This window comes from Cupriavidus taiwanensis (assembly GCF_900250115.1).
Classification (GTDB): domain Bacteria; phylum Pseudomonadota; class Gammaproteobacteria; order Burkholderiales; family Burkholderiaceae; genus Cupriavidus; species Cupriavidus taiwanensis_B.
This window is the reverse complement of the sequence record NZ_LT984803.1, coordinates 686,238-705,305: the sequence shown is the minus strand read 5'-3', so window position 1 is coordinate 705,305 and position 19,068 is coordinate 686,238. Positions and strand designations below refer to the sequence as shown.

At 65.6% G+C, this 19,068-nt stretch carries 16 protein-coding genes; 12 read left to right on the top strand and 4 right to left on the bottom strand.

All coding sequences use genetic code 11. The features are described from left to right. Window positions 1-63: 63 nt before the first annotated feature. Complete coding sequence (locus CBM2586_RS03340) at window positions 64-2,364, bottom strand: methyltransferase domain-containing protein (RefSeq protein ID WP_115686805.1); 2,301 nt, start codon at window positions 2,362-2,364, stop codon at window positions 64-66. A gap of 67 nt (window positions 2,365-2,431) precedes the next feature. Next, a complete protein-coding gene (locus CBM2586_RS03335; RefSeq protein ID WP_231942512.1) occupies window positions 2,432-3,328 on the bottom strand; it encodes a phosphatase PAP2 family protein in 897 nt (298 codons plus the stop codon). 496 nt (window positions 3,329-3,824) lie between these two features. Between CBM2586_RS03335 and CBM2586_RS03330 the strand changes: the two genes are divergently transcribed. From CBM2586_RS03330 to CBM2586_RS03315, 4 genes are all read left to right on the top strand, one after another. Next, window positions 3,825-4,793 (top strand): LysR substrate-binding domain-containing protein, encoded by a 969-nt coding sequence (locus CBM2586_RS03330; RefSeq protein WP_115686804.1) that lies wholly within the window; start codon window positions 3,825-3,827, stop codon window positions 4,791-4,793. A gap of 1,131 nt (window positions 4,794-5,924) precedes the next feature. Then, window positions 5,925-7,301 carry a sigma-54 dependent transcriptional regulator gene (locus tag CBM2586_RS03325; protein ID WP_115662838.1) on the top strand — a complete coding sequence of 459 codons (1,377 nt, stop codon included), beginning with the start codon at window positions 5,925-5,927 and terminating at the stop codon, window positions 7,299-7,301. Window positions 7,302-7,332: 31 nt separating this feature from the next. Continuing rightward, window positions 7,333-8,067 carry a class I SAM-dependent methyltransferase gene (locus CBM2586_RS03320; RefSeq protein ID WP_115686803.1) on the top strand — a complete coding sequence of 245 codons (735 nt, stop codon included), beginning with the start codon at window positions 7,333-7,335 and terminating at the stop codon, window positions 8,065-8,067. Continuing rightward, window positions 8,064-8,453 carry a GtrA family protein gene (locus CBM2586_RS03315; RefSeq protein WP_115662840.1) on the top strand — a complete coding sequence of 130 codons (390 nt, stop codon included), beginning with the start codon at window positions 8,064-8,066 and terminating at the stop codon, window positions 8,451-8,453. The genes CBM2586_RS03320 and CBM2586_RS03315 overlap by 4 nt, the downstream gene beginning before the upstream one ends. A gap of 29 nt (window positions 8,454-8,482) precedes the next feature. Here CBM2586_RS03315 and CBM2586_RS03310 read toward each other — a convergent pair whose 3' ends face one another. Together CBM2586_RS03310 and CBM2586_RS03305 are read right to left on the bottom strand one after the other, a co-directional pair. Continuing rightward, on the bottom strand, window positions 8,483-9,505 hold the full coding sequence (locus CBM2586_RS03310) for a glycosyltransferase family 2 protein (protein WP_115662841.1): 1,023 nt from the start codon (window positions 9,503-9,505) through the stop codon (window positions 8,483-8,485). 108 nt (window positions 9,506-9,613) lie between these two features. Then, on the bottom strand, window positions 9,614-10,852 hold the full coding sequence (locus CBM2586_RS03305) for a glycosyltransferase family 87 protein (RefSeq protein ID WP_115686802.1): 1,239 nt from the start codon (window positions 10,850-10,852) through the stop codon (window positions 9,614-9,616). A 1,202-nt stretch (window positions 10,853-12,054) separates the two neighbouring features. On the opposite strand from CBM2586_RS03305, the gene CBM2586_RS03300 reads away from it, so the two are divergent. The 8 genes from CBM2586_RS03300 (at window position 12,055) to CBM2586_RS03265 (ending at window position 19,066) form a co-directional block, all read left to right on the top strand. Beyond that, window positions 12,055-12,240 carry a Flp family type IVb pilin gene (locus tag CBM2586_RS03300; protein ID WP_115662843.1) on the top strand — a complete coding sequence of 62 codons (186 nt, stop codon included), beginning with the start codon at window positions 12,055-12,057 and terminating at the stop codon, window positions 12,238-12,240. Between the two features lie 87 nt (window positions 12,241-12,327). After that, window positions 12,328-12,501: a Flp family type IVb pilin gene (locus CBM2586_RS03295; protein WP_115662844.1), complete on the top strand. Its 174-nt coding sequence runs from the start codon at window positions 12,328-12,330 to the stop codon at window positions 12,499-12,501. Between the two features lie 50 nt (window positions 12,502-12,551). Then, the gene (locus CBM2586_RS03290) at window positions 12,552-13,085 is read left to right on the top strand and encodes an A24 family peptidase (protein WP_115686801.1); all 534 of its coding nucleotides are present in this window, start codon (window positions 12,552-12,554) and stop codon (window positions 13,083-13,085) included. Window positions 13,086-13,160: 75 nt separating this feature from the next. Further along, a complete protein-coding gene (locus tag CBM2586_RS03285; protein ID WP_115662846.1) occupies window positions 13,161-14,573 on the top strand; it encodes an ATP-binding protein in 1,413 nt (470 codons plus the stop codon). Between the two features lie 45 nt (window positions 14,574-14,618). Next, a complete protein-coding gene (cpaB, locus tag CBM2586_RS03280; RefSeq protein WP_115662847.1) occupies window positions 14,619-15,458 on the top strand; it encodes a Flp pilus assembly protein CpaB in 840 nt (279 codons plus the stop codon). A 65-nt stretch (window positions 15,459-15,523) separates the two neighbouring features. Continuing rightward, window positions 15,524-17,416: a type II and III secretion system protein family protein gene (locus tag CBM2586_RS03275; RefSeq protein ID WP_115686800.1), complete on the top strand. Its 1,893-nt coding sequence runs from the start codon at window positions 15,524-15,526 to the stop codon at window positions 17,414-17,416. A 32-nt stretch (window positions 17,417-17,448) separates the two neighbouring features. Beyond that, window positions 17,449-17,787 carry a hypothetical protein gene (locus CBM2586_RS03270; RefSeq protein ID WP_115662849.1) on the top strand — a complete coding sequence of 113 codons (339 nt, stop codon included), beginning with the start codon at window positions 17,449-17,451 and terminating at the stop codon, window positions 17,785-17,787. Window positions 17,788-17,809: 22 nt separating this feature from the next. Then, window positions 17,810-19,066: a pilus assembly protein TadG-related protein gene (locus CBM2586_RS03265; RefSeq protein WP_115686799.1), complete on the top strand. Its 1,257-nt coding sequence runs from the start codon at window positions 17,810-17,812 to the stop codon at window positions 19,064-19,066. The last annotated feature ends 2 nt before the right edge of the window (window positions 19,067-19,068 follow it).

Here is a 19,068-nt window from a genome sequence, read left to right as displayed (position 1 = left end):
GCGCCTACGCACAAATGAGCGGGATTATCGGTCGATTGCGCTGGAGAGTTGGCTGACCGACGTTCAGTCAAGCCTGAGCGGCTGACGCCACTCGGTACCCATATTGTCGTCTGTGATCGGCGCCAGCCCAGCGGTCCTGGCGAGAATGCGCGGGCAAGCTTCCATGGCATCGCCGCTTCCCGATCCGCCACCTTGCTCAATGGATCGCCACACGGCGTTCAAGGTATCGACCAGCACACGGTCCTGCCCGCGGCTCGCGTCAAGGATAGCCCGGCCGTCGATACGATAAGCTCCCAGTGTGCGTCGCCAGTGCTCAAAGTTCCAGACCAGCGGCGCGCGAGACACCACCATATGATTGCTGAAGCGCGCTCCATAGGGAAACGCCAGGCATGCCGTTCGCTGGACCCGTTCGGAGTCAGTGGTGTTGTAGTAGAGAATGCCGTTCGGTTTCAGGTGGTGACCGGCCAGTTGCAGAAACTCCGCTGACAGCAGATTGGTGGCATTGGCCCGAAAGTGCCAGGTGGTATTGGAAACGATGGCGTCAAAGCGACGCTCCGGATGCAGGCGAAGCCAGCGGCGCCCGTCGTCGACGACGAGGGTCACCTTGGGATGGCGAAGCACCGAGGCCACTTCCGGATTGCGCGCGATTAGCTCCACATAGCCTGGATTGATCTCGACAATGGTAAGCGAATGGACCTCCGGGTTATTGGCGATCACTTGCGCCCAGGATCCTGAGGACAGGCCGATCATCAGCACGTCGCGCGGGTGGCGATGGAACAGGTTCAGGGCGTAGGGCCGCAGGATACCGTTGGTGTCATGCCGCAGGTCCACGTTGAAGCGTCCGTCGTACATACCTCCACCGTACACGGTACCCTCCTGGTCTACCGTGATGATGCCGCTGCGATTTTCAATCACTTGCACAAAGGGTCCCCTGGCATCGGACGCTCCTTTCCACAACAGTGTCTCCAGCACTGCCTCACTAAGCGGGGGCAGCGCCACCATGGCGGACACGCCCATTGCGCAGGCAAGCCCCCCGTGCCAGCGTTTCACGCGCGGTGGCAAGGGCAAGCAAATCTCCAATAACAGAGTGCACACCAACCCGGCACCCACTAGCACCACGGCAATGCTGACCAGGCTCAGTTTCTCCATCAGCACGAAGCCGGTGACAATGCTGCCGGCGGCGGAGCCGATGATATTGGCAAGATAAAGCAGCGCGGTACGCATGCCGGCATGACCATCGGCCGCGACACCCCAATGAGCAAGGCAGGGCAGCAGTGATCCCCAGCTGCGTGCCACCAGGTAGACCATCAGGAGCAAGGCGCCGAGGAGCACGCCATGAGGCAGCGCCAGATGCGCCAGCACGGGCAAGAACAGCAGCCCGGCAAGGTTCGCTTTGAGCAGCGCGGCCGCCAGGCGCCGCATGCCGTGCTCTATCGCTCCGTCACACCATTCGCCCGCCTGGCGCGAACCCGAGGCGATGCCTATCAGGAACGCGCCCAGGATTGCGGCGAAGGCGAAGGCGCTGCCGCCCGACGCATAGGAGACGGTGCGGAAGAAGAAGATCTCGTATGACAGCGAAATGGCTCCGCCGATACAGGCCAGCGTCAAGACTACAAAGAACCTCAACGCTGGCGCGGTAGTGCTGAGAGCCGCTGCCCGCTCCCGGCCCACATGAAGGGCCTTGCCTTCGCGCCAGTGCATCAGCAGCGCTCCGAAAGCGACCACAACATTCAACGCGACCGCCACATACACTGCTCCTTGCATGCCGAGGAAGGGAAACAGCACCACCGCGCAAACGAGGCAGGCGGCTCCTGCGCCCAAGGTGTTCACGTAGTAAAGCAGCCCCACCGCATTGCCAACGTTGCCGGACCGCGGCGCGAGGTGACCGACCAGCACCGGCAGGGTGGCGCCCATCAACAGCGTTGGCACCAGCACCAGCGCCAGTGTCATGGCTGCTGTCATACCCAAGGGCAAACCAAGCGCCAGCGTACCGACCCGGTCGAAAATGCCGAGCGACACCAGACCGAAGGCACCGGTAAGGAGTTCGATAGCAGCAAGCAGCGGAAGCAGCGCCAAGCCGCGCCGCCTCGATAGCAATCCACCCGCAAGGCTGCCCAGACCAAGCCCGAGCATGAAGGCGGTAACGACAACGGTCACCGACTCGATATTGACGCCAAGAATCCGGAACAGCGCGCGCTGCCAAACCAGTTGGTAAATCAGCGCCGGAAAGCCGGAGAAGAAGAAAAGCACGCAGATAATGCGCTTCCAGCGCAATTCCAGGTTTTCCGCTCCTGCCTTGGGCTGGCCATACGCCTTTGCGGCTCCATCCGGCATGGCGGCATCGACTGAATTGGCTGGCTCCATCACCGTCCCCCCAAAATTATGGTTATCGTTGTCTGCCAGCCAGCGCCCTTGACGCCTCGCCCCTCGCTCAAGCCGGCTGTGTCGGTGCCATCCGTCCGCTTAGCGCTGGCGTGGAACGGTTGGAAAACACGTGCAGCATGCCCGCGGTCAACGCCCACAGCGCTACTCCTGCGACCACATCCACCAGGTAATGACCGCCTTCTGTGGGCGTGGACAGAATCATCAGACCGTTCAGCACGCACGCAACGATGAAGCCGACTCGGGTCCAGCGCATTGACTGGACGAAGATCAAGGCAAGCGTGGTGTGGTAGGACGGCAGCGAAACCAGGCCCTGCATATGGCCCAGGTCGAACACCTGCATGGTGCCATCGCGCAGCGGGCCGAAATGCGCAACCGTGGCCAGCTCGCCCGGGCTGGCCAGACCATAGCTGACATAGGCTCCGGCTGCCGGCCAAGGCGCTGCGATCAGCAACAGCAGCACGCACGACAGCATCTGGCTCGCAACAAACTCGCGCAGATAAGTAGCGTGTCCCAGCAAGCCAGTCAGCATGGGAATGAGCAACAACTGAGCCAGTCCGCTCATGTAGGCGAATTTGAAAATGAGATCAATAGCCGGGTGGGCACGCACCCACGCGTAAGCTTGTGGCCAGTCAAAGCCAAGCATCCGATCCAGCGCCGCCAGCCTTTCATCCACTAGCGGCGGCGCCAATGTCACCAGCAGGTATGACATGACGCTCATGACATTGGTAAAGGCGACCAGCAGCGCGCCGCTGTGCGCCACCAAAGCCAGACGCCGATAGTGCAATCCACGCGACGTTGCGGTAATACGTGGATGGGAGGCAATCAGGCCCAGGACCGTGGCGATTGCGGCCAGCATGGCCACGCCAAGGCCGCTGCCACGCAAACTAGCGGTAGTCACCGAGCGCTCGCTCGCGACGAGCCAGGCTCCGTCGAGGACCAGCACGAGCAATACCACTCCCCATCTAAGCAAATCTCCACGGGTGCAGACCCGAGTCCCCGTTGTCATTTTTTTGCCCCCCGGCAAGACCCGGCAACGATCGCTACGGGTCGTCACCAGGCAAAGCTGATATTGGCAAGATACTGTCCGGCGTGCGTAACAGGCATCGTCCTTTGGGCGAATCAACCTTAAGACTTAAGGGACCAGAAGCCTTGCTCCCGGCCCTTGGGCGCGCAGCGCGCGCAATACCGCAGCGCCGCTTGCACTCGCCTTTTGCCGCCGGATGAGGGTCGCCCGGCTAGCGCTCCGACGCCGTTCGGGTCAAGTCCGCATCGAGCCATACGCGCCCACCATGGCTTGCAACAACATCACTGGCTGCGGCCTGTCCGGGAAAGCGGAAGGCATGTTTGCCGTCGCGTCATGTGGCCTTTGTCTCTTGCCCATTCCAGTGCAGAGCCAACCGAGGATATCCGCGGCAATTGTGATTAGAATTGGCCCGACCATGGCCAAAGCCCCCGCCAACCCCGCCCCGCGCCCCGTCCATCTGCCGCCGCTGCAAGCGCTGCGTGCACTGGAGGCCGCCGCGCGCCACCGCAGCTTCTCGCGCGCGGCCGAGGAGCTGTCCCTGACCCACAGCGCCATCAGCCATCACGTCCGCGCGCTGGAAACCAGCCTTGGCACCAAGCTGTTCCAGCGCAGCGGCAGCCAGATGGTGCCTACCAGCGTGGGGGCGCGACTGGCCGAACAGGTGCGCGGCGCGCTCGACGACATCGAAAGCGCGCTGCGCGAGGCCGGCAACAGCGCCGGGCCGCCGGTGGTCCGGTTGCAGGTCAGCGTGATGGCCGATTTGGCCAATGCCTGGCTGATCCGCCGCCTGCCCAGCCTGCACGCCCAGGTGCCGTCGCTGGACCTGCACCTGCGGCTGCACGCCGAGATTACGCCGCCGGACCCGTACAGCGTCGATGTCGGCATCTGGCACCAGCGCATCGACCTGCCCGGCTTCGAGTGCCACAACCTGATCGAAGACCACGTGATCGCAGTGGCGAGCCCGGCGCTGCTGGCGCGCTACCCGGGCTTCACGCTGGCCGACGTGCCGCGCCTGCCGATGCTGCGCTTTGCCCTGCGCCCCTGGCGCGACTGGCTCGAGGCCGCCGGCCTGCCCGGTGACGAACCGGAGCGCGGCCCGATTTTCCAGGACGCCGGCCTGATGCTGCAGTCCGCCGTGGCCGGCCTGGGCGTGGCGACGGCGCGTGCACAGCTGGCGCATGACTACCTGGCCAGCGGCGAGCTGGTGCAGATCGGCCCCACGCGGATCCCGTCCAGCCTGCACTACTGGGTGACCTGGCGCGAAGGCAACCCGCGCGAGAAGGCCATCCAGCAGTTCCATGCCTGGCTGCAGGAACAGGTGCGACTGGAAGGCACGCAGGCGGCGACTGTCGAAGCCCGAAATGCCGGGCAGTTTCATCCGTGAAATTGTTTGGCGCGGCCAGGTTGGCAATACGAATCATTTTCGTCTAGGCCCGCAAAATCAAAGGCGTGGCACCCGCCGGGACTCGCCCGCCAGGTACCACGCCACGACCTCGCCGCCTCGCCGGCGCGTTGTCCGAGTTTCACGAATGCAACCATTTGGTCCCGCATGCCGGGCACCCTGGAAAACCTGCCCGTCCCATCCAAACAGATGAGAAGCGGCTGAGCCGTTCAGCCGCGATTCGTCCGAAGGCTTGTCAACGCGCCGGTGTTCTCCGTCCCGCCAGTACCGTCAGCGAGTGCGCGGCACCAAAAGGCTGAGGCCGGCGCGGTCGCCGCGTGTCGGCGGAAGATGTATGCCCTTCAATTCCTTGTAACGGAAATGAAACTATCTTGAGGCGCGGCGAGGTGCAGTATGGGAGCCCTCGGTTGCGCGTGTTTCAAATTTTGCATTCCCTCGTTCCGGTGGGCACCGCATGGTCGCAATGTCTTTTTCGGCACCCAATACGCCGATTTCGTGCTCGATACCTTGCTTTGCCGCTGGATGATTTTTTGCGATGCAGCATGAAATTGCCCCGTGACGTAACAAGAGCGGAACATTTTGGATCGCGCCGGGCCGTGGCGGCGCCCGAGGCAACATCGAAAAACCTTTGTCTTCAAAGACTTAGACAGATCTGGCACAGTCATCGCACATATGTCTGCGCGAACAGAAGCCCGGCACAAAGGGGAAGTCTGAAACGACAGCGGCAAGCACACTGGCACGTTCGCCGAGGATCAGTTTCAGGACGGCCCCCGCAACCCAGGGCGGGGAATTGGACTGGCGCTGTAAGCGAGGGCCACGCGGCAGGAACTGGCCCGCACCGGCACCCGCCATGACATGGGCGTCGACAAGATAAAGCGGAGGTCATTCAGGAACACGGGCCGCGAGCGCAAGCAAGCGGTCCGTGCCACCTGAAGCCCGAGGCACGCCGGCATGCCGGTGCGCCCGGACAGAAATGGGGTTGAACAACAGAAATTGGGAGCGCGCCGCGCCGCATCGCCATGATGCGCCGGCGCAAGCCTTAGAGCCAACGGGACCAGCGGCCGGCCATGCCGGCCGCCAGTTCCGCAAAAAACAAGAATCCGGGGAAATCTCATGAGCGCGTACGCCAACCGCCCGCTGCTGTACCTGTCGCAGCACCATGACGCCACGCTGTGCCGGCTGTTTGCCCAGCGCGGCTGGAAAATCAGCTTCGCGTCAAATCTGCAGGACCTGCAGGCCATGCCTCCCAGTAACCAGCCGCTGGCCGCGCTGCTGGACCTGCAAGGCGGCTTCGGCGATGCCGAACTGGAAGCCTTCGAGCCCTGGCTGGCGCAGCGGCATGTCGGCTGGATCGGCATCGTCGCCGGCCAGCACGCGCTGAGCGAGACCGCGCGCCGGTTGCTCGGCCTGTACTTCGTCGACTACCACACCGCCCCGCTGGAACACCCGCGCCTGGCGGAGGCCCTGGGCCACGCGCTCGGCATGGCCCGGCTGCGGCCCGGCGCCCAGCACGAGGCCCCGCGCACGGCCCGCCCCGACGGCATGATCGGCAGCTGCCCGGCGATGCAGTCGCTGTTCCGCGGCATCGAGAAGGTGTCGCGCTGGGACACGCCGGTGCTAATCTCGGGTGAGTCCGGCACCGGCAAGGAACTCGCCGCGCAGGCCATCCACCGCGCCTCGGCGCGGGCCTCGCGCCCGTTCATCGCGGTCAACTGCGCGGCGATCCCGCCCACGCTGCTGATGTCGGAACTGTTCGGCTACGAGCGCGGCGCCTTCACCGGCGCCACCAAGCGCAAGCCAGGGCGCATCGAGATGGCGCAGGGCGGCACGCTGTTCCTCGATGAAATCGGCGACATGCCGATCGAAAGCCAGACCAGCCTGCTGCGCTTCCTCGAGACCGGGCGCATCGAGCGCCTCGGCGGCACCGAGTCGGTCGAGGTGGATGTCCGCATCATCTCCGCCACTCACGTCGACCTGGAAGCCGCGATCGCCGCCGAACGCTTCCGCGGCGACCTGTACCACCGGCTGTGCGTGCTGCGTGTGCGCCAGCCCCCGCTGCGCGAGCGCGGCAGCGACATCCTGCTGATCGCCGAACACGTGCTGGACACCGTGCGCAAGCAGTCGCCGGCGCGCATCCGCGGCTTCTCGCCGCTGGCGCTGCGCGCGATCCAGCTGCACACCTGGCCCGGCAACGTGCGCGAGCTGATCAACCGCATCCGCCACGCCGCCGCAATGTGCGAAGACGGCGTGATCCAGCCCGACGACCTGGAACTGGCCGCGCCCGCCGACGACCGTCCGCTCACGCTGGCCGCGATCCGCGAGGCCGCCGAGCAGAACGCCATCGTCGAAGCGCTGCAGCGGCATCACGAACGGCTGATCGATGTGGCGGCGGAACTCGGGATTTCGCGGGTAACGCTGTTCCGGCTGATGCGCGACCACAAGCTGCAGGTGAAGAAGGGAGACCTGGGCTTGATCTGCGTGCAGGGCTAGCACCACGACGCTGGCACTGAAGGATAGCCCCATGTCCCCTGACGCCTACCTCGAAATGGCCGATACCGAGGCCAGCCACTGGTGGTTCCGTGGCCGGCGCGAGATCGTCGCCACCATCCTCTCCGGCATAGGCTTGCCGCGCCATGCGTCGATCCTCGAGATCGGCGCCGGCACCGGCGGCAACCTGGCGATGCTGTCGCAGTTCGGCAGGGTCAGCGCGGTGGAAATGGACGGCACCGCGCTGCGGCTGGCACGCGAGAAGACCGGTGATGCCTATGACCTGCGCCATGGCAAGTGTCCCGACCAGATGCCGTTCGCCGGGCACAGCTTCGACCTGGTCTGCCTGCTCGACTGCCTCGAGCACATCGCCGACGATGCCGGCTCGCTGGATTGCGCGGCCAGGCTGCTGAAGGCAGGCGGCGCGGTCTTGGTCACCGTGCCCGCCTACCAGTGGCTATGGAGCGCCCACGACGTCTTCCTGCATCACCAGCGCCGCTACAGCAAGCGTTCGCTGCACGCTCTGGCCGGCCGTTGCGGCCTGCACGTGGACCGGATGTCGTACTTCAACACCATGCTGTTCCCGCTGGCGGTCGCCGCGCGCATGGGCGACCGGCTGCGTGGCAGCCGCCACGCAACCGGTGCCGGCGTTCCGGCCGCGCCAGTCAACCACGCGCTGCACCGCGTGTTCCGCGCGGAGCGCCACTGGCTCGCGCGCGCTTCGCTGCCGTTCGGCATTTCGCTGATGGCCGTGCTGCGCGCATCGTGAACGCCGGCGGCACCGCCCCCGGGCTGCGCCAGTTCACGCGTTTTCTGTTTGCCGGCGCCAGCTCGACCGGCGTGCATGTCGCCATCACGGCAACGCTGGTGAGCACGCTCGACGCCTCGCCCGTGGCGGCCAACGGCGTCGCCTTCGTCTGCGCGACGGCATGCTCGTACCTGCTCAACACCCTGTGGAGCTTCTCGTCGCGCCTGCGCCACCGTACCCTGGCGCGCTTTGCCGGCGTCTCGCTGCTGGGACTGGCGCTGACTTTGGGTATCTCGTGGACCGCGCAGCGGCTCGGCGCGAGCTATTGGACCGGGCTGGCGGGCGTGGTGCTGACCGTGCCGATGCTCACCTATCTGCTGCACCGGACCTGGACCTACCGCGACTGATTCGCGGCAGGCCCAGGCGGCAGTAGGCTTTAGCGGCCGTTGCTGACTTGCCCGCGATCGATCCGGATCACGCGCCGTCCCGACGCCACACTCCGGCTCTGCCCGGTCTCCTGGTAGCGCCGCCGCACCAGGTAGATCGGCCGTCCCTTGGCCTCGTCGTAGATGCGGCCGACATACTCGCCGACCACGCCCAGGCCGATCAGCTGGATGCCGCCGAGAAACAGCAGCGCCGACAGCAGCGACGCATAGCCCGGCACATCGATGCCCAGCACCAGCGTGCGCGCCACGATAAACGCGCCGTAGCCGAACGCCCCCAGCGCGATCGCCACGCCGATGTAAGTCCAGCTGCGCAGCGGCATGGTGCTGAAGCTGGTGATGCCCTCGAGCGCGAAATTCCACAGGCGCCAGCCCGAGAACTTGGAATGCCCGGCGCTGCGCGCCTCGCGCTCGTACGGCACGATCACGGTACGGTAGCCGACCCAGGCGAACAGGCCCTTCATGAAGCGCCGGCGCTCCGGCATCTGCTTGAGCGCATTGATCACGACCCGGTCCATCAACCGGAAATCGCCCACATTCACCGGCAGCTTCTGGTCTGAGAGCTTGTTATGGACGCGGTAGTACGCGCCCGCGGTCATGCGCTTGAGCCACGAATCGCAGGCCCGGCTGCTGCGCTGGGCCAACACCACCTCGGCGCCTTCGCGCCAGCGCCTGACCAGCTCGGGAATCAGCGCGGGCGGGTCCTGCAGGTCGGCATCGATGGGAATCACCGCATCGCCCAGGGCCTCGTCGAGCCCGGCCGTCAGCGCCGCCTCCTTGCCGAAGTTCCGCGTCAGGTCCACCACACGCACGCGCGGGTCGCGGTGCGACCAGGCGATCAGCTGTGCCAGCGTGTCGTCCGAACTGCCATCATTGACCAGGACAATTTCGAAGCGGATCGCATCGATGGCTTCGAGCACCGGAATGACACAGTGGAAGAACTTGCCGATGCTGTCCGACTCGTTGTAGCAAGGCACCACCAAGGTAAGCAGCCTGACATCATTTAGACCCGACATGATTTCTCTCCCCGAGACGCCGCAGCCTGTGCGTGCCGTCATGCTTGCGCTATCGAGCGCCTTGTTTTCGGCCCGGCGCACTATCGGATAGCCGCCGCAGCTCTGCCATCAGTCCTCCCGCAATGCCTTGCCGGTCCGTTCCAGCCGTATGCGCCAGACAGACAGCGCCAGCGCCAGCAACAATCCGAGCGGCATCACCTGTATCCCGACCCACTCTCCCGCCAGCAGCCCGTACAACGGCAGTAGCCACAACAGGACCAGCAACTCACGCTCGCCAGGTAGCCAGCCATAGCGATGTGCATGAATGCCCAGCCACGCGATGGCGATACCCAGGAAAGCCAGGTCGTAGTCGTACAGGTAGGGAGGGACCAACAGCATGGCAGTACACAGCAGCGCTGCACGCAACGCAAAGCTACAGGGACGTGACCATGCGTAAACCACCGAAGCCACTGCCGCGCAAGCGAACATCGCGTGCACGAAGTAAGGCACGGTGACGCCTCCGACCAACAGCTTGATGGCCGCAAACACCGTGGGCATCCGCACCAGCATTGCCGAACCGTCCTCGACCGCCACGCGTGCAATGCCTGTTGCTTTCAGGAATGCCAGAAAGGGATCGACCCCGAAGGACACCAGCGACACGAGTGCCAGCGCCGACGCGCTCGCAAGCAGTCCGAGCAACGCCCGCCAAGCGCCGGCACAGAACAAGGCAAGCGGGAACATAATCGCGAGGTGCGGCTTGACCGTCAGTAGCCCAAGCAACATCCCGGCCAACATCGGGCGTCGGCGCAGGAGTGTCAGAGCCAGGCCCGCGGTACCAGCCAGCCAAAGCGAGTTCTGCCCGGTCGCAACTCCGATGGCGACTCCCGGGAATCCCAATGCGGCAATCCAGGCTCCGCGCCAGGGCAAGGTCCGGCACATCGCGAATCCATACCAACTGAATCCGCCCAACAGGAATATCAGCGCCGCGCCCCAATAAGGCAACAGGCCAAGCGGCAGCAGAGGGAGCAGGAATGTAGGCGGATAAAACCATGGCAGCATGCCGTCGCCGACCGCAAGGTCAGGCATGACCGAGATTTCCTTGGCGTGCAGCAGTTCATAGTTGTACGGAGCCGCTGCGCCCTGCTCGAGCGCGACGCTCGCCGCACTCCAAAAGACGACAAAGTCTGCTCCCGGCTGGATGAGCCCCGGAACCGCCAATACCCAGGCTCGGAACATCCAGATGCCAAAGAACGACACGTAGCAAATCAGCCCCGCGCACGTATACAGCCATAGACGACCCGCGTCGAGCCAGTGCCCGTCTGGCGCGTCGATCGGCTGCTTGCTGATCATCAGGTTCTGAAGAGCCATGTCATTCGCTCCGGAGACTCACGTTCTGGGGCAGCTGCGGCGGCCCGTCGTGTCTATCGCAGCGTGTCCCGTGCCTGCCTACGTGCAAGCATGCGCATGCGCCATCGACCCATGGCCAGCTCCGTCGCCATCAGCAATGTAGTTGCTGCGATCGACTCCGCAGGAGCGCCGCCAACAGCCAACCTCCGCGGTTCAGTGTTGTCGCTCAGGCGGTGGAACGCAAGCCAACGGGGATGCCGGGACGCGTACCTTCCGGGCCCAGGCCAGCCCATCCGCGCACAGCGTTTCCATCCTGAATCATCGGTCCTGGTCCGGCGTAGACCGTCGATTTCACAAGGGGCGGCGAGGAAACTGAGCCATCGTCTTGGAATCGCTCAGCTGGCACCCGGCAGCCGTGATGTTTCTATTTGGAAACGCTGACGTCCGGCAGAGCTTCCTCATCCATCAGGCGGCTCAAGGTGGCAACGCCTGGGCGAGAGCATCAATTGGGTCATCCACGCGCCCGAGGCAAAGCCCGCGGCCCACCATGCCGGCTCATGCTTTTGGCTGAGAGCAGCGCACCATGCCCCGCAATCGCGAGCGGTGCGCCGTGATGCGCACTAGTGCATCGGTCCAGTCATTCGAATTTGCTTGTGTGAGGCGCGTTTCCGGCTGGCAACGAAGCCGGCCCGGATCGGCGTTGCGCCGCCGGCCAGGACTGCACCGAGCCTGCGCCGATGGCTGGAAATCCTTGCGGGACAATGATTTCACGCCAGCTGGCCCGCGCCTTGCCTATGCCATGGCACGCGGCATCGCCTTCAGCATCGCGGCACCGCAATGCCGGTGCGATTTGGCCGACAACACAAAAAATATTCGGGGAGCTTCACCATGCCTGCCGTCCACCAACCGGCGTTAGCGCACATGCAAGCCCGCCACCCTGCCGCTGCCCGGCTGGGCGGCAGCGCGCCGTTCCGCTGCATGGCCCGCGCCCAGCATGCGCAGCATGCTGCGCGGTGCATGCACGCCTCGGCGGAGCGTCGGTTGCAGGCGCGCAGCCCGATGGGCATGCGCCGTCCTGGCCGCTGGCCGTTCCACGCGTGTGCCATCTGCGCGCCGCCCTGCTCCCGCACACACCGGCTGTGATCAGTCATGCCAGCTTTCCCAAACAGCGGTTTCGCTGTCCTGTAGCACCGAGCAGTTCTTCTCGATTAAAGGAGATTGTCATGCAAGCCCTGACCACCATGTTCCAGCAATTCATGCGCGACGAAGACGGGGTAACGGCCATTGAATATGGCCTGATTGCCGCCCTGATCGCAATCGTCATTATCGCGTCGGTCCAGATCGTCGGCACGCAATTGAACAGCGTGTTCAGCAAGATCGGCAGCGCGCTGACGTCCGCCAACACCTGATCGGTACGCCCGCATGGCTGTCCGCGACAGGCCGGCCATGCGGGACGCACCGGCTCAACGTAGCACTGTGGTCACCGGGAACGCGATATGCAAAAGCTCCTCACCGCCATTGCGGATCTAGTGCACGACGATGCCGGCGTCACGTCCATCGAATACGCGTTGCTCGGCATGCTGATCGCAATCGCCATTGTCGGCGCGGTTTCCGCGGTCGGCGATAGCGTGAAGTCCATGTACGAACTGATCGCCTCCAAGATGCCCTGATGCATCGGACCAACGGACTCGCGGCCATCCAAACTTTCCGACCTGACGCCATGCAATCCGCTACTCTCGCGACCTTAGTCGGCCCCATCACGATCGGCATCGTGTCCACCGCCGCGGCCATCGACCTGGACCGCCGTCGCATTCCCAACTGGCTGACTTTCGGCGCATGGCTCGCAGCCCTGCCCATGCAGGCGGCCATCCACGGCATGGCCGCTGGGTCGCTGGCATGGCTCTATGGCTGGGCGGCCGGCCTGGCGCTCTTCCTGCCCTTCTACCTTCTGCGCGGCATGGCTGCGGGCGACGTCAAGCTGATGGCAGCCGTGGGCGCCTGGCTTGGCGCGGGCATGGTGCCGAAGATCGCGCTGGCGACATGGCTGATCGGTGGCGTCTGGGCGCTGACACTGCTTCTGCTCACCGGTCAGGCCCGCGCAACGCTGTCGAGGGTCGGCCACATGCTGCTAAGCATGGCCGTCCATCATCGCGCAGCACCCCCGCAAGCGCAGGCCAGTACCTCAGCCGGCTCCCTGCCCTACGGCGTTGCCATCGCCGCAGGCACGCTGGCCATGCTCTTTACCAGCACCTGAGGCAACCAGGACTATCGCGCCAGCCACGGCGGGCGCGCTGAAGTGAACTCGCATATCAGAAAACAGGGGATGGCAATGATCGAGCATCACGAATCGCGCCACGCAACGCGGCTCTTGGAGCCCGTCGCCAGCGGCAGCAATGCCGAACATGACCCGCTGCCGCTGCCAGCCTGGTACGCGCTGCCGCGCACCGTCGCGGACACCGGCCTGGACATCGCCCAGTTGCTTGGCTTGCTGATGAAGGCCGCCTATCTGCACCGCACCGTCACGCTGGCGGTGCTGACTGACACGCTGAAGCTGCCGGCCCTGGTGGTCAATGAAGTGGCCGCCGTGGCCGTGCGCGAGCGCTTGCTGGAAGTCGCACATCGTGGCGCCAGCGACCTGGACGTCCGCTTCCGCCTCACCGATGCGGGATATGCGCGCGCGGCGGAAGCGTCTGCGCGCTGCAGCTACCTTGGCGCGGCGCCGGTCACGCTGGATGCCTACATCGCTGCCGTCACGAGCCACTCGGTTGGCCATGCGAAGGTCAGCAAGGCGGATGTCACCGCGGCCTTTCGCGAGCTGGTGGTCCCGGCACACCTGCTGGACGCGATCGGCATGGCACTCAATACATGCCGAGCGCTGATGATCTATGGCCCCGCCGGCAGTGGCAAGACTTACCTGGCGCAGCGCCTGGGCTCCCTGTTGCCCGGCGCCGTGCCGGTGCCGCACGCCATCACCGTGGCCGGGGAAATCGTCCAGGTCTTCGATCCGCTGGTACATGTTCCCTTCGACAACAGTGATGCGTCTCTGGCGCATCGCTCGCTCGACCGCCGCTGGGTCTTGTGCCATCGCCCCGTGGTGCTGTCAGGCGGTGAACTGACGCTATCCATGCTGGACCTGCGCTATGACCGCACCGCCGGCTTCTACCAGGCGCCCCCGCACATGAAGGCCAACAACGGCATCTACATCGTCGATGACCTGGGCCGCCAACTGGTCGGTGTCGACGACCTGCTCAACCGGTGGATCGTGCCGCTGGACCGGTCGGTCGACATGTTCACGCTGAACACGGGCGTGCGTTTCTCTGTGCCGTTCGACGTCTGGCCAGTGTTCTCGACCAACCTCGAACCGGCGGCGCTGGGCGACGATGCCTTCCTGCGCCGACTGGGCAGCAAGCTCTATGTGGGGCCGTTGTCGGTGGACGACTACCGCGATGTGTATCACCGCACCGCCGCCGATTTCGGACTGACCAGCACTGAAGCCGACTTCGGCTTCCTCGTGGACCACCTGCACTGCGCCACCGATACGCCATTGCTCGCCTGCATCCCCCGAGATCTGCTGCGGCTGGTGGATTCAGGCGTGCGGTACCACGGCGGCGCGGCACAGGTCACCGAAGCTGGTTTGCAGTCGGCCTGGCAGAGCTACTACGGGTTGCGCACCACGGTCGAGCCGATGCCGCCTGCGGACACCACGCACCGAGGGGCGGACGATCACCGCGCCGCAAGCTGAACCGCACCACCGAAATACTCGGAACAACTGTAGGGGAGAGTCATCATGAAGAACACACGCGCAATCCTGATGCTGCTGATCGCCCTGGTCGCCGGCGTGGCGGCAGTGGTATCGGCATCGCGATGGCTGGTCCAGCAGTCGTCCGGCTCGGTCAAGCAAGTGGTGGTCGCGGCCAACGACCTCAACCTCGGCCAGCCGCTCAACGGCGGCCAGCTGCGCCTGGTCAGCTGGCCGGCGGGCAGCGTGCCGCCGGGCGCATTCACCGACGCCAAGGCGCTGGAAGGACGCGTGGTCCGCACCAGCCTGCAGCGCGGCGAGCCAATTCTCGACGCCAAGCTGGCGCCGGTCGGCACCAAGGGCGGGCTGTCGGCGGTGATCAACGACGGCAAGCGCGCCATCACGGTCCGCGTCAACGACGTGGTCGGCGTGGCCGGCTTCGCGCTACCGGGCAACTACGTCGACGTGATCGTCAATACCAACGAAGAAGCGAAGACCAGCCAGAACAGCAGCATCTCGAAGATCGTGCTGGAGAAGATCCTGGTGCTGGCGGTCGCGCAGCAGGTCAGCCGCGACGAGACCCAGCCCAAGGTGGTCAACGCCGTGACGCTCGAAGTCACGCCCGACCAGGCCGAGAAGCTCGACGTGGCACGCAGCGTGGGCACGCTCTCGCTGGTGCTGCGCAACCAGATGGACGTGGCCGACATCAATACCGGTGGCGCCACCAAGGGCACGCTGCTGGGCAAGGCACCGGAGGCGCCGGCCAAGGTCGTGACCAAGACCGAGACCCGCACCGTGGTCAAGACGCGCACGGTGGCGGCAGCCCCCGCGCGCGGCAACTGCATCGGCGTGCTGGCAGGCATGCAGGGCGGCGTCGAGTGCTTCTGAGCGCCGGCACCATCGCATCCAACGAATTCTGAGCCGCAACACAGCTCTCCGGGGGGAGATTCAAAATGAACCAGACACGATCCGACGCCGCAGGCGGTACCCGCATCCTGGTGCTGGCCGCCATCCTCTGCACGCCACTGGCTGCCGCGGCCCAGGCCGCGGTCGAGGCAGGCAACCTGACCAAGGCCACCGCACCGGCAGCGGCCAAGGCGCCACAGGGCCCGATGCAGATGACCATCAGCATGACGCCCGGTGCGGCCGCGCCGGCCGCGCAGGCCCCGGCCGCCACGGCGGCGGAAGCGCGCGGCCCCAACTGCACCGGTGCCATCCGCGGTGAATCGAGCGTGGTCGTGCCAGTCGGCAAGTCGCAGCTGATCACGTTGCAGGAACCGGTGCGCAACCGTACCCTGGGGAACCCGAGCGTAGTGCAGGCCACCATGGTGTCGCCGCAGACGCTCTATGTGCTGGGCCGCACGGTCGGTACCACCAACATGATCGTGCAGGGCCGCAGCGGCAGCTGCAGCATCATCAACGTGGTGGTCAACGCCGATGCCGGCGGGCTGCAGACCTCGCTCGGCCAGCTGCTGCCCGGCGAGTCGGGCATCCGCGTGACCACGGCCGCCGACAACCTCGTGCTGACTGGCAGTGTTACCAACGCGCAAGCCGCGCAGCAGGCGATGGAAATTGCCCAGGCGTACGCCAATGCAGCGCACAGCGGCGACGGCAACGGCAATGGCAATGGCAGCCGGAAAGGCAACGTGCTTAACATGCTGTCGGTCGATACCCCGCAGCAGGTCATGCTGGAAGTCAAGGTGGCCGAGGTGTCCAAGACGCTGCTGAACCAGCTCGGTTCCGCGGTGAACCTGCAGGGCGGCTTCGGCTCCTGGACCGGCGGCCTGGTGACATCGCTGCTGACCGGCGCGTCGGCGGCGGTCTTCGGCAGCAAGGCCAACAACCTGCCGTTCGAGTTCGCCATCGACGCGCAGAAGAACGACAGCCTGGTCAAGATCCTGGCAGAGCCGAACCTGGTCACCATCAGCGGCCAGGAAGCCAGCTTCCTCGCGGGCGGCAAGATCTATATCCCGGTGGCGCAGGCCAACGTGCTGAACGGCGCCGGCACCGTCACGCTGCAGGAAGAAGAGTTCGGCGTGGGCCTGAAGTTCACGCCCACGGTACTGGCCAATGGCCGCATCCACCTGAAGGTGGCACCGGAGGTGTCCGAACTGTCGCCGACCGGCGCCACCATCCGTGGCGGCACGCTGGCGGGACAGACCATCCTGCCGGTGATCACGACCCGGCGCGCCTCCACCACCGTGCAGATGCGCGACGGCGAGAGCTTCGCCATCGGCGGCCTGCTGACCGACAGCGCGCGCGGCTCGCTCAAGGCGCTGCCGGGCGCCGGCGAAGTGCCGGTGCTGGGCACGCTGTTCCGCAGCACGCAGTACCAGCAGGACCTGTCCGAGCTGGTGTTCATCATCACGCCGCGCCTGGTCAAGCCGATGCAGACCAATAACTATCCGCTGCCGACCGACAGCTTCTCCACGCCCAACCCGCTGTCGCTGTACTTCATGGGCAATATGGAAGGCGACGGCAAGCGTCCGACGCAGCCGGCCCCGGCGCCGTCGCAACCCGCTGCACCGGCCGCGGTGCCCGCCGCACCGCCCGCGGCACCGCGCGGCGAAGGCGCCCCTGCCACCTCGGTTTCGGCCGTGCCGACCGGCAGGCCGCTGGACGAACCGGCGCCGGCCGCACCGCCGGCCGTGGCTGCAGCAGGCCCGCGACCGTCCGTGCCCGTGCCCGTGCCCGCGACTCCCGCGCGCAGCAGCGCGGTGGCACCGGCACCCGCCGAAGACAACGCCGCGCGCATCGCCCGCATCGAGGCGACCGCCGCCCGGCTGGCGCAAGCCAGGGCCGCGGCGGCGGCCACCACCGGCCGCACCGCAGCGGGCGGCAACTGACCCGCCGCCAACCGCACAACCGGAGAACGACCATGAACAAGACCTTCAAGCTTTCGCGCGGCGCCACCGTGGTGGTGCTCGGTGGCCTGGCCTGCCTCGGCCTGTCGGGCTGCATGACCTCGACGCCGGTGTGGGACGGCCAGCGCGGCGTGGCGCTGGCAACCGTCACGCAGATGCAGATCATCAACCCCGACGCGCCGGCCGGACTGCCGACCGTCACCGGCACCGACGGCAAGACCGCCGTGGCGGCGATGAAGAACTTCGACCGCTCGCTGGCGAAGGGCCAGCAAGGCGGCTCGCCATCCATGACCATCGACTTCGGCGCCGGCGGCTATGGTGGCATCGGCATGGGAGGCGGCGACAGCCGCTGACCCCGGAAACGCGGAGGCTATCATGTCTACATCGGGCTTCGCACGGACCACGCTAACGCGGCGCCGGCGCCAGCGCGGCGCAGTGGCGATCATCGTCGGGCTGTCGTTGGCCGTGCTGATCGGCTTTGTCGGGCTGGCACTCGACCTGGGCAAGCTCTATGTAACCAAGAGCGAACTGCAGAATAGCGTCGATGCCTGCGCACTGGCGGCCGCGCGCGATGTAACGGGAGCCACTCCCCTGCTCGTGTCCGAAGCCGCCGGCCTGACCACGGGCACCAGCAACGCCGCCCTGTTCCAAGGCAAGGCGGTGGAAATGTTCGAGAACCTCAACGTCTCGTACAGCGATACTCCCGACAACACTTTCTATACCAAGGATAAGGTCCCCTACTCGCTCGACAAGATCAAATACGTCAAATGCACGGCCGAGCGCACGGGGATCGCCCACTGGTTCATCCAGATCCTCAACACGCTGCCAGGGATCAATATCCAGCCCAGCACCGTGAATGCCATGGCGGTCGCCACCACCACCAGTGCTCAAACGGCGTGCGCCATCCCGGTCTACATCTGCACGCCGCAAACCGCGAATCCGGTCAGGACCGCCTACAACCGCGGCGACTGGATCAAGTCCAAGGACGAAAAGGACCCCTACGGTCCTGGCAGCTTTGGCTGGGCCGACCTGACGCCCCCCGGAGGCGGCGCTTCCGAGCTGGCGGACTTGCTGGCCGGCTCTGGGCAGTGCGACCTGTCGGTAGTGGGCTCCAAGGTGGGGCAGCCAGGCAGCATCTCGTCGCTGATACCCGCGTGGAACACCCGCTTCGGGATCTATACCGGCTCCTACAAGGGACCCGAGCACGGCACACCGGACTTCACAGGCTATTCCTACAGCGTGACAACGTGGAATTCGCCGAACGGTGGCAACGCCTACTCCGACTTTATCCAGAAGCGCGGTACCAACGAGCCGTACCAGACCGACGCGAACAGCGGACTGTCGACTCATGGCACGGCTTCCACCAAGGCGGTCCATCAGGCTGGCGCCGACCGCAGGCTGGTACAGGTACCCGTGGTGAACTGCAATGACCTTGCCTCGACCAAGCAAGCCACGGTGGAGTCCTGGGCCTGCATGCTGATGGTGCAACCGATGCAGGATCCCAGCGTAAAAGACGTGACCTACATCGAGTACCTTGGCAGTTCGAAGGACCCCACCAGCCCGTGCGCGACCCAGGGCGTGCCCGGATCGAGCACGGGCAATGGCCCGCGCGTGCCAGTGCTGGTGCAATAGGA

What these genes read in the sequence shown, in the direction of transcription:
- CBM2586_RS03340 (WP_115686805.1), bottom strand. Translation starts at nt 2,364, where the DNA reads ATGGAGCCAGCCAATTCAGTCGATGCCGCCATGCCGGATGGAGCCGCA.
- CBM2586_RS03330 (WP_115686804.1), top strand. Translation starts at nt 3,825, where the DNA reads ATGGCCAAAGCCCCCGCCAACCCCGCCCCGCGCCCCGTCCATCTGCCG.
- CBM2586_RS03325 (WP_115662838.1), top strand. Translation starts at nt 5,925, where the DNA reads ATGAGCGCGTACGCCAACCGCCCGCTGCTGTACCTGTCGCAGCACCAT.
- CBM2586_RS03320 (WP_115686803.1), top strand. Translation starts at nt 7,333, where the DNA reads ATGTCCCCTGACGCCTACCTCGAAATGGCCGATACCGAGGCCAGCCAC.
- CBM2586_RS03310 (WP_115662841.1), bottom strand. Translation starts at nt 9,505, where the DNA reads ATGTCGGGTCTAAATGATGTCAGGCTGCTTACCTTGGTGGTGCCTTGC.
- CBM2586_RS03305 (WP_115686802.1), bottom strand. Translation starts at nt 10,852, where the DNA reads ATGGCTCTTCAGAACCTGATGATCAGCAAGCAGCCGATCGACGCGCCA.
- CBM2586_RS03300 (WP_115662843.1), top strand. Translation starts at nt 12,055, where the DNA reads ATGCAAGCCCTGACCACCATGTTCCAGCAATTCATGCGCGACGAAGAC.
- CBM2586_RS03295 (WP_115662844.1), top strand. Translation starts at nt 12,328, where the DNA reads ATGCAAAAGCTCCTCACCGCCATTGCGGATCTAGTGCACGACGATGCC.
- CBM2586_RS03290 (WP_115686801.1), top strand. Translation starts at nt 12,552, where the DNA reads ATGCAATCCGCTACTCTCGCGACCTTAGTCGGCCCCATCACGATCGGC.
- CBM2586_RS03285 (WP_115662846.1), top strand. Translation starts at nt 13,161, where the DNA reads ATGATCGAGCATCACGAATCGCGCCACGCAACGCGGCTCTTGGAGCCC.
- cpaB (WP_115662847.1), top strand. Translation starts at nt 14,619, where the DNA reads ATGAAGAACACACGCGCAATCCTGATGCTGCTGATCGCCCTGGTCGCC.
- CBM2586_RS03275 (WP_115686800.1), top strand. Translation starts at nt 15,524, where the DNA reads ATGAACCAGACACGATCCGACGCCGCAGGCGGTACCCGCATCCTGGTG.
- CBM2586_RS03270 (WP_115662849.1), top strand. Translation starts at nt 17,449, where the DNA reads ATGAACAAGACCTTCAAGCTTTCGCGCGGCGCCACCGTGGTGGTGCTC.
- CBM2586_RS03265 (WP_115686799.1), top strand. Translation starts at nt 17,810, where the DNA reads ATGTCTACATCGGGCTTCGCACGGACCACGCTAACGCGGCGCCGGCGC.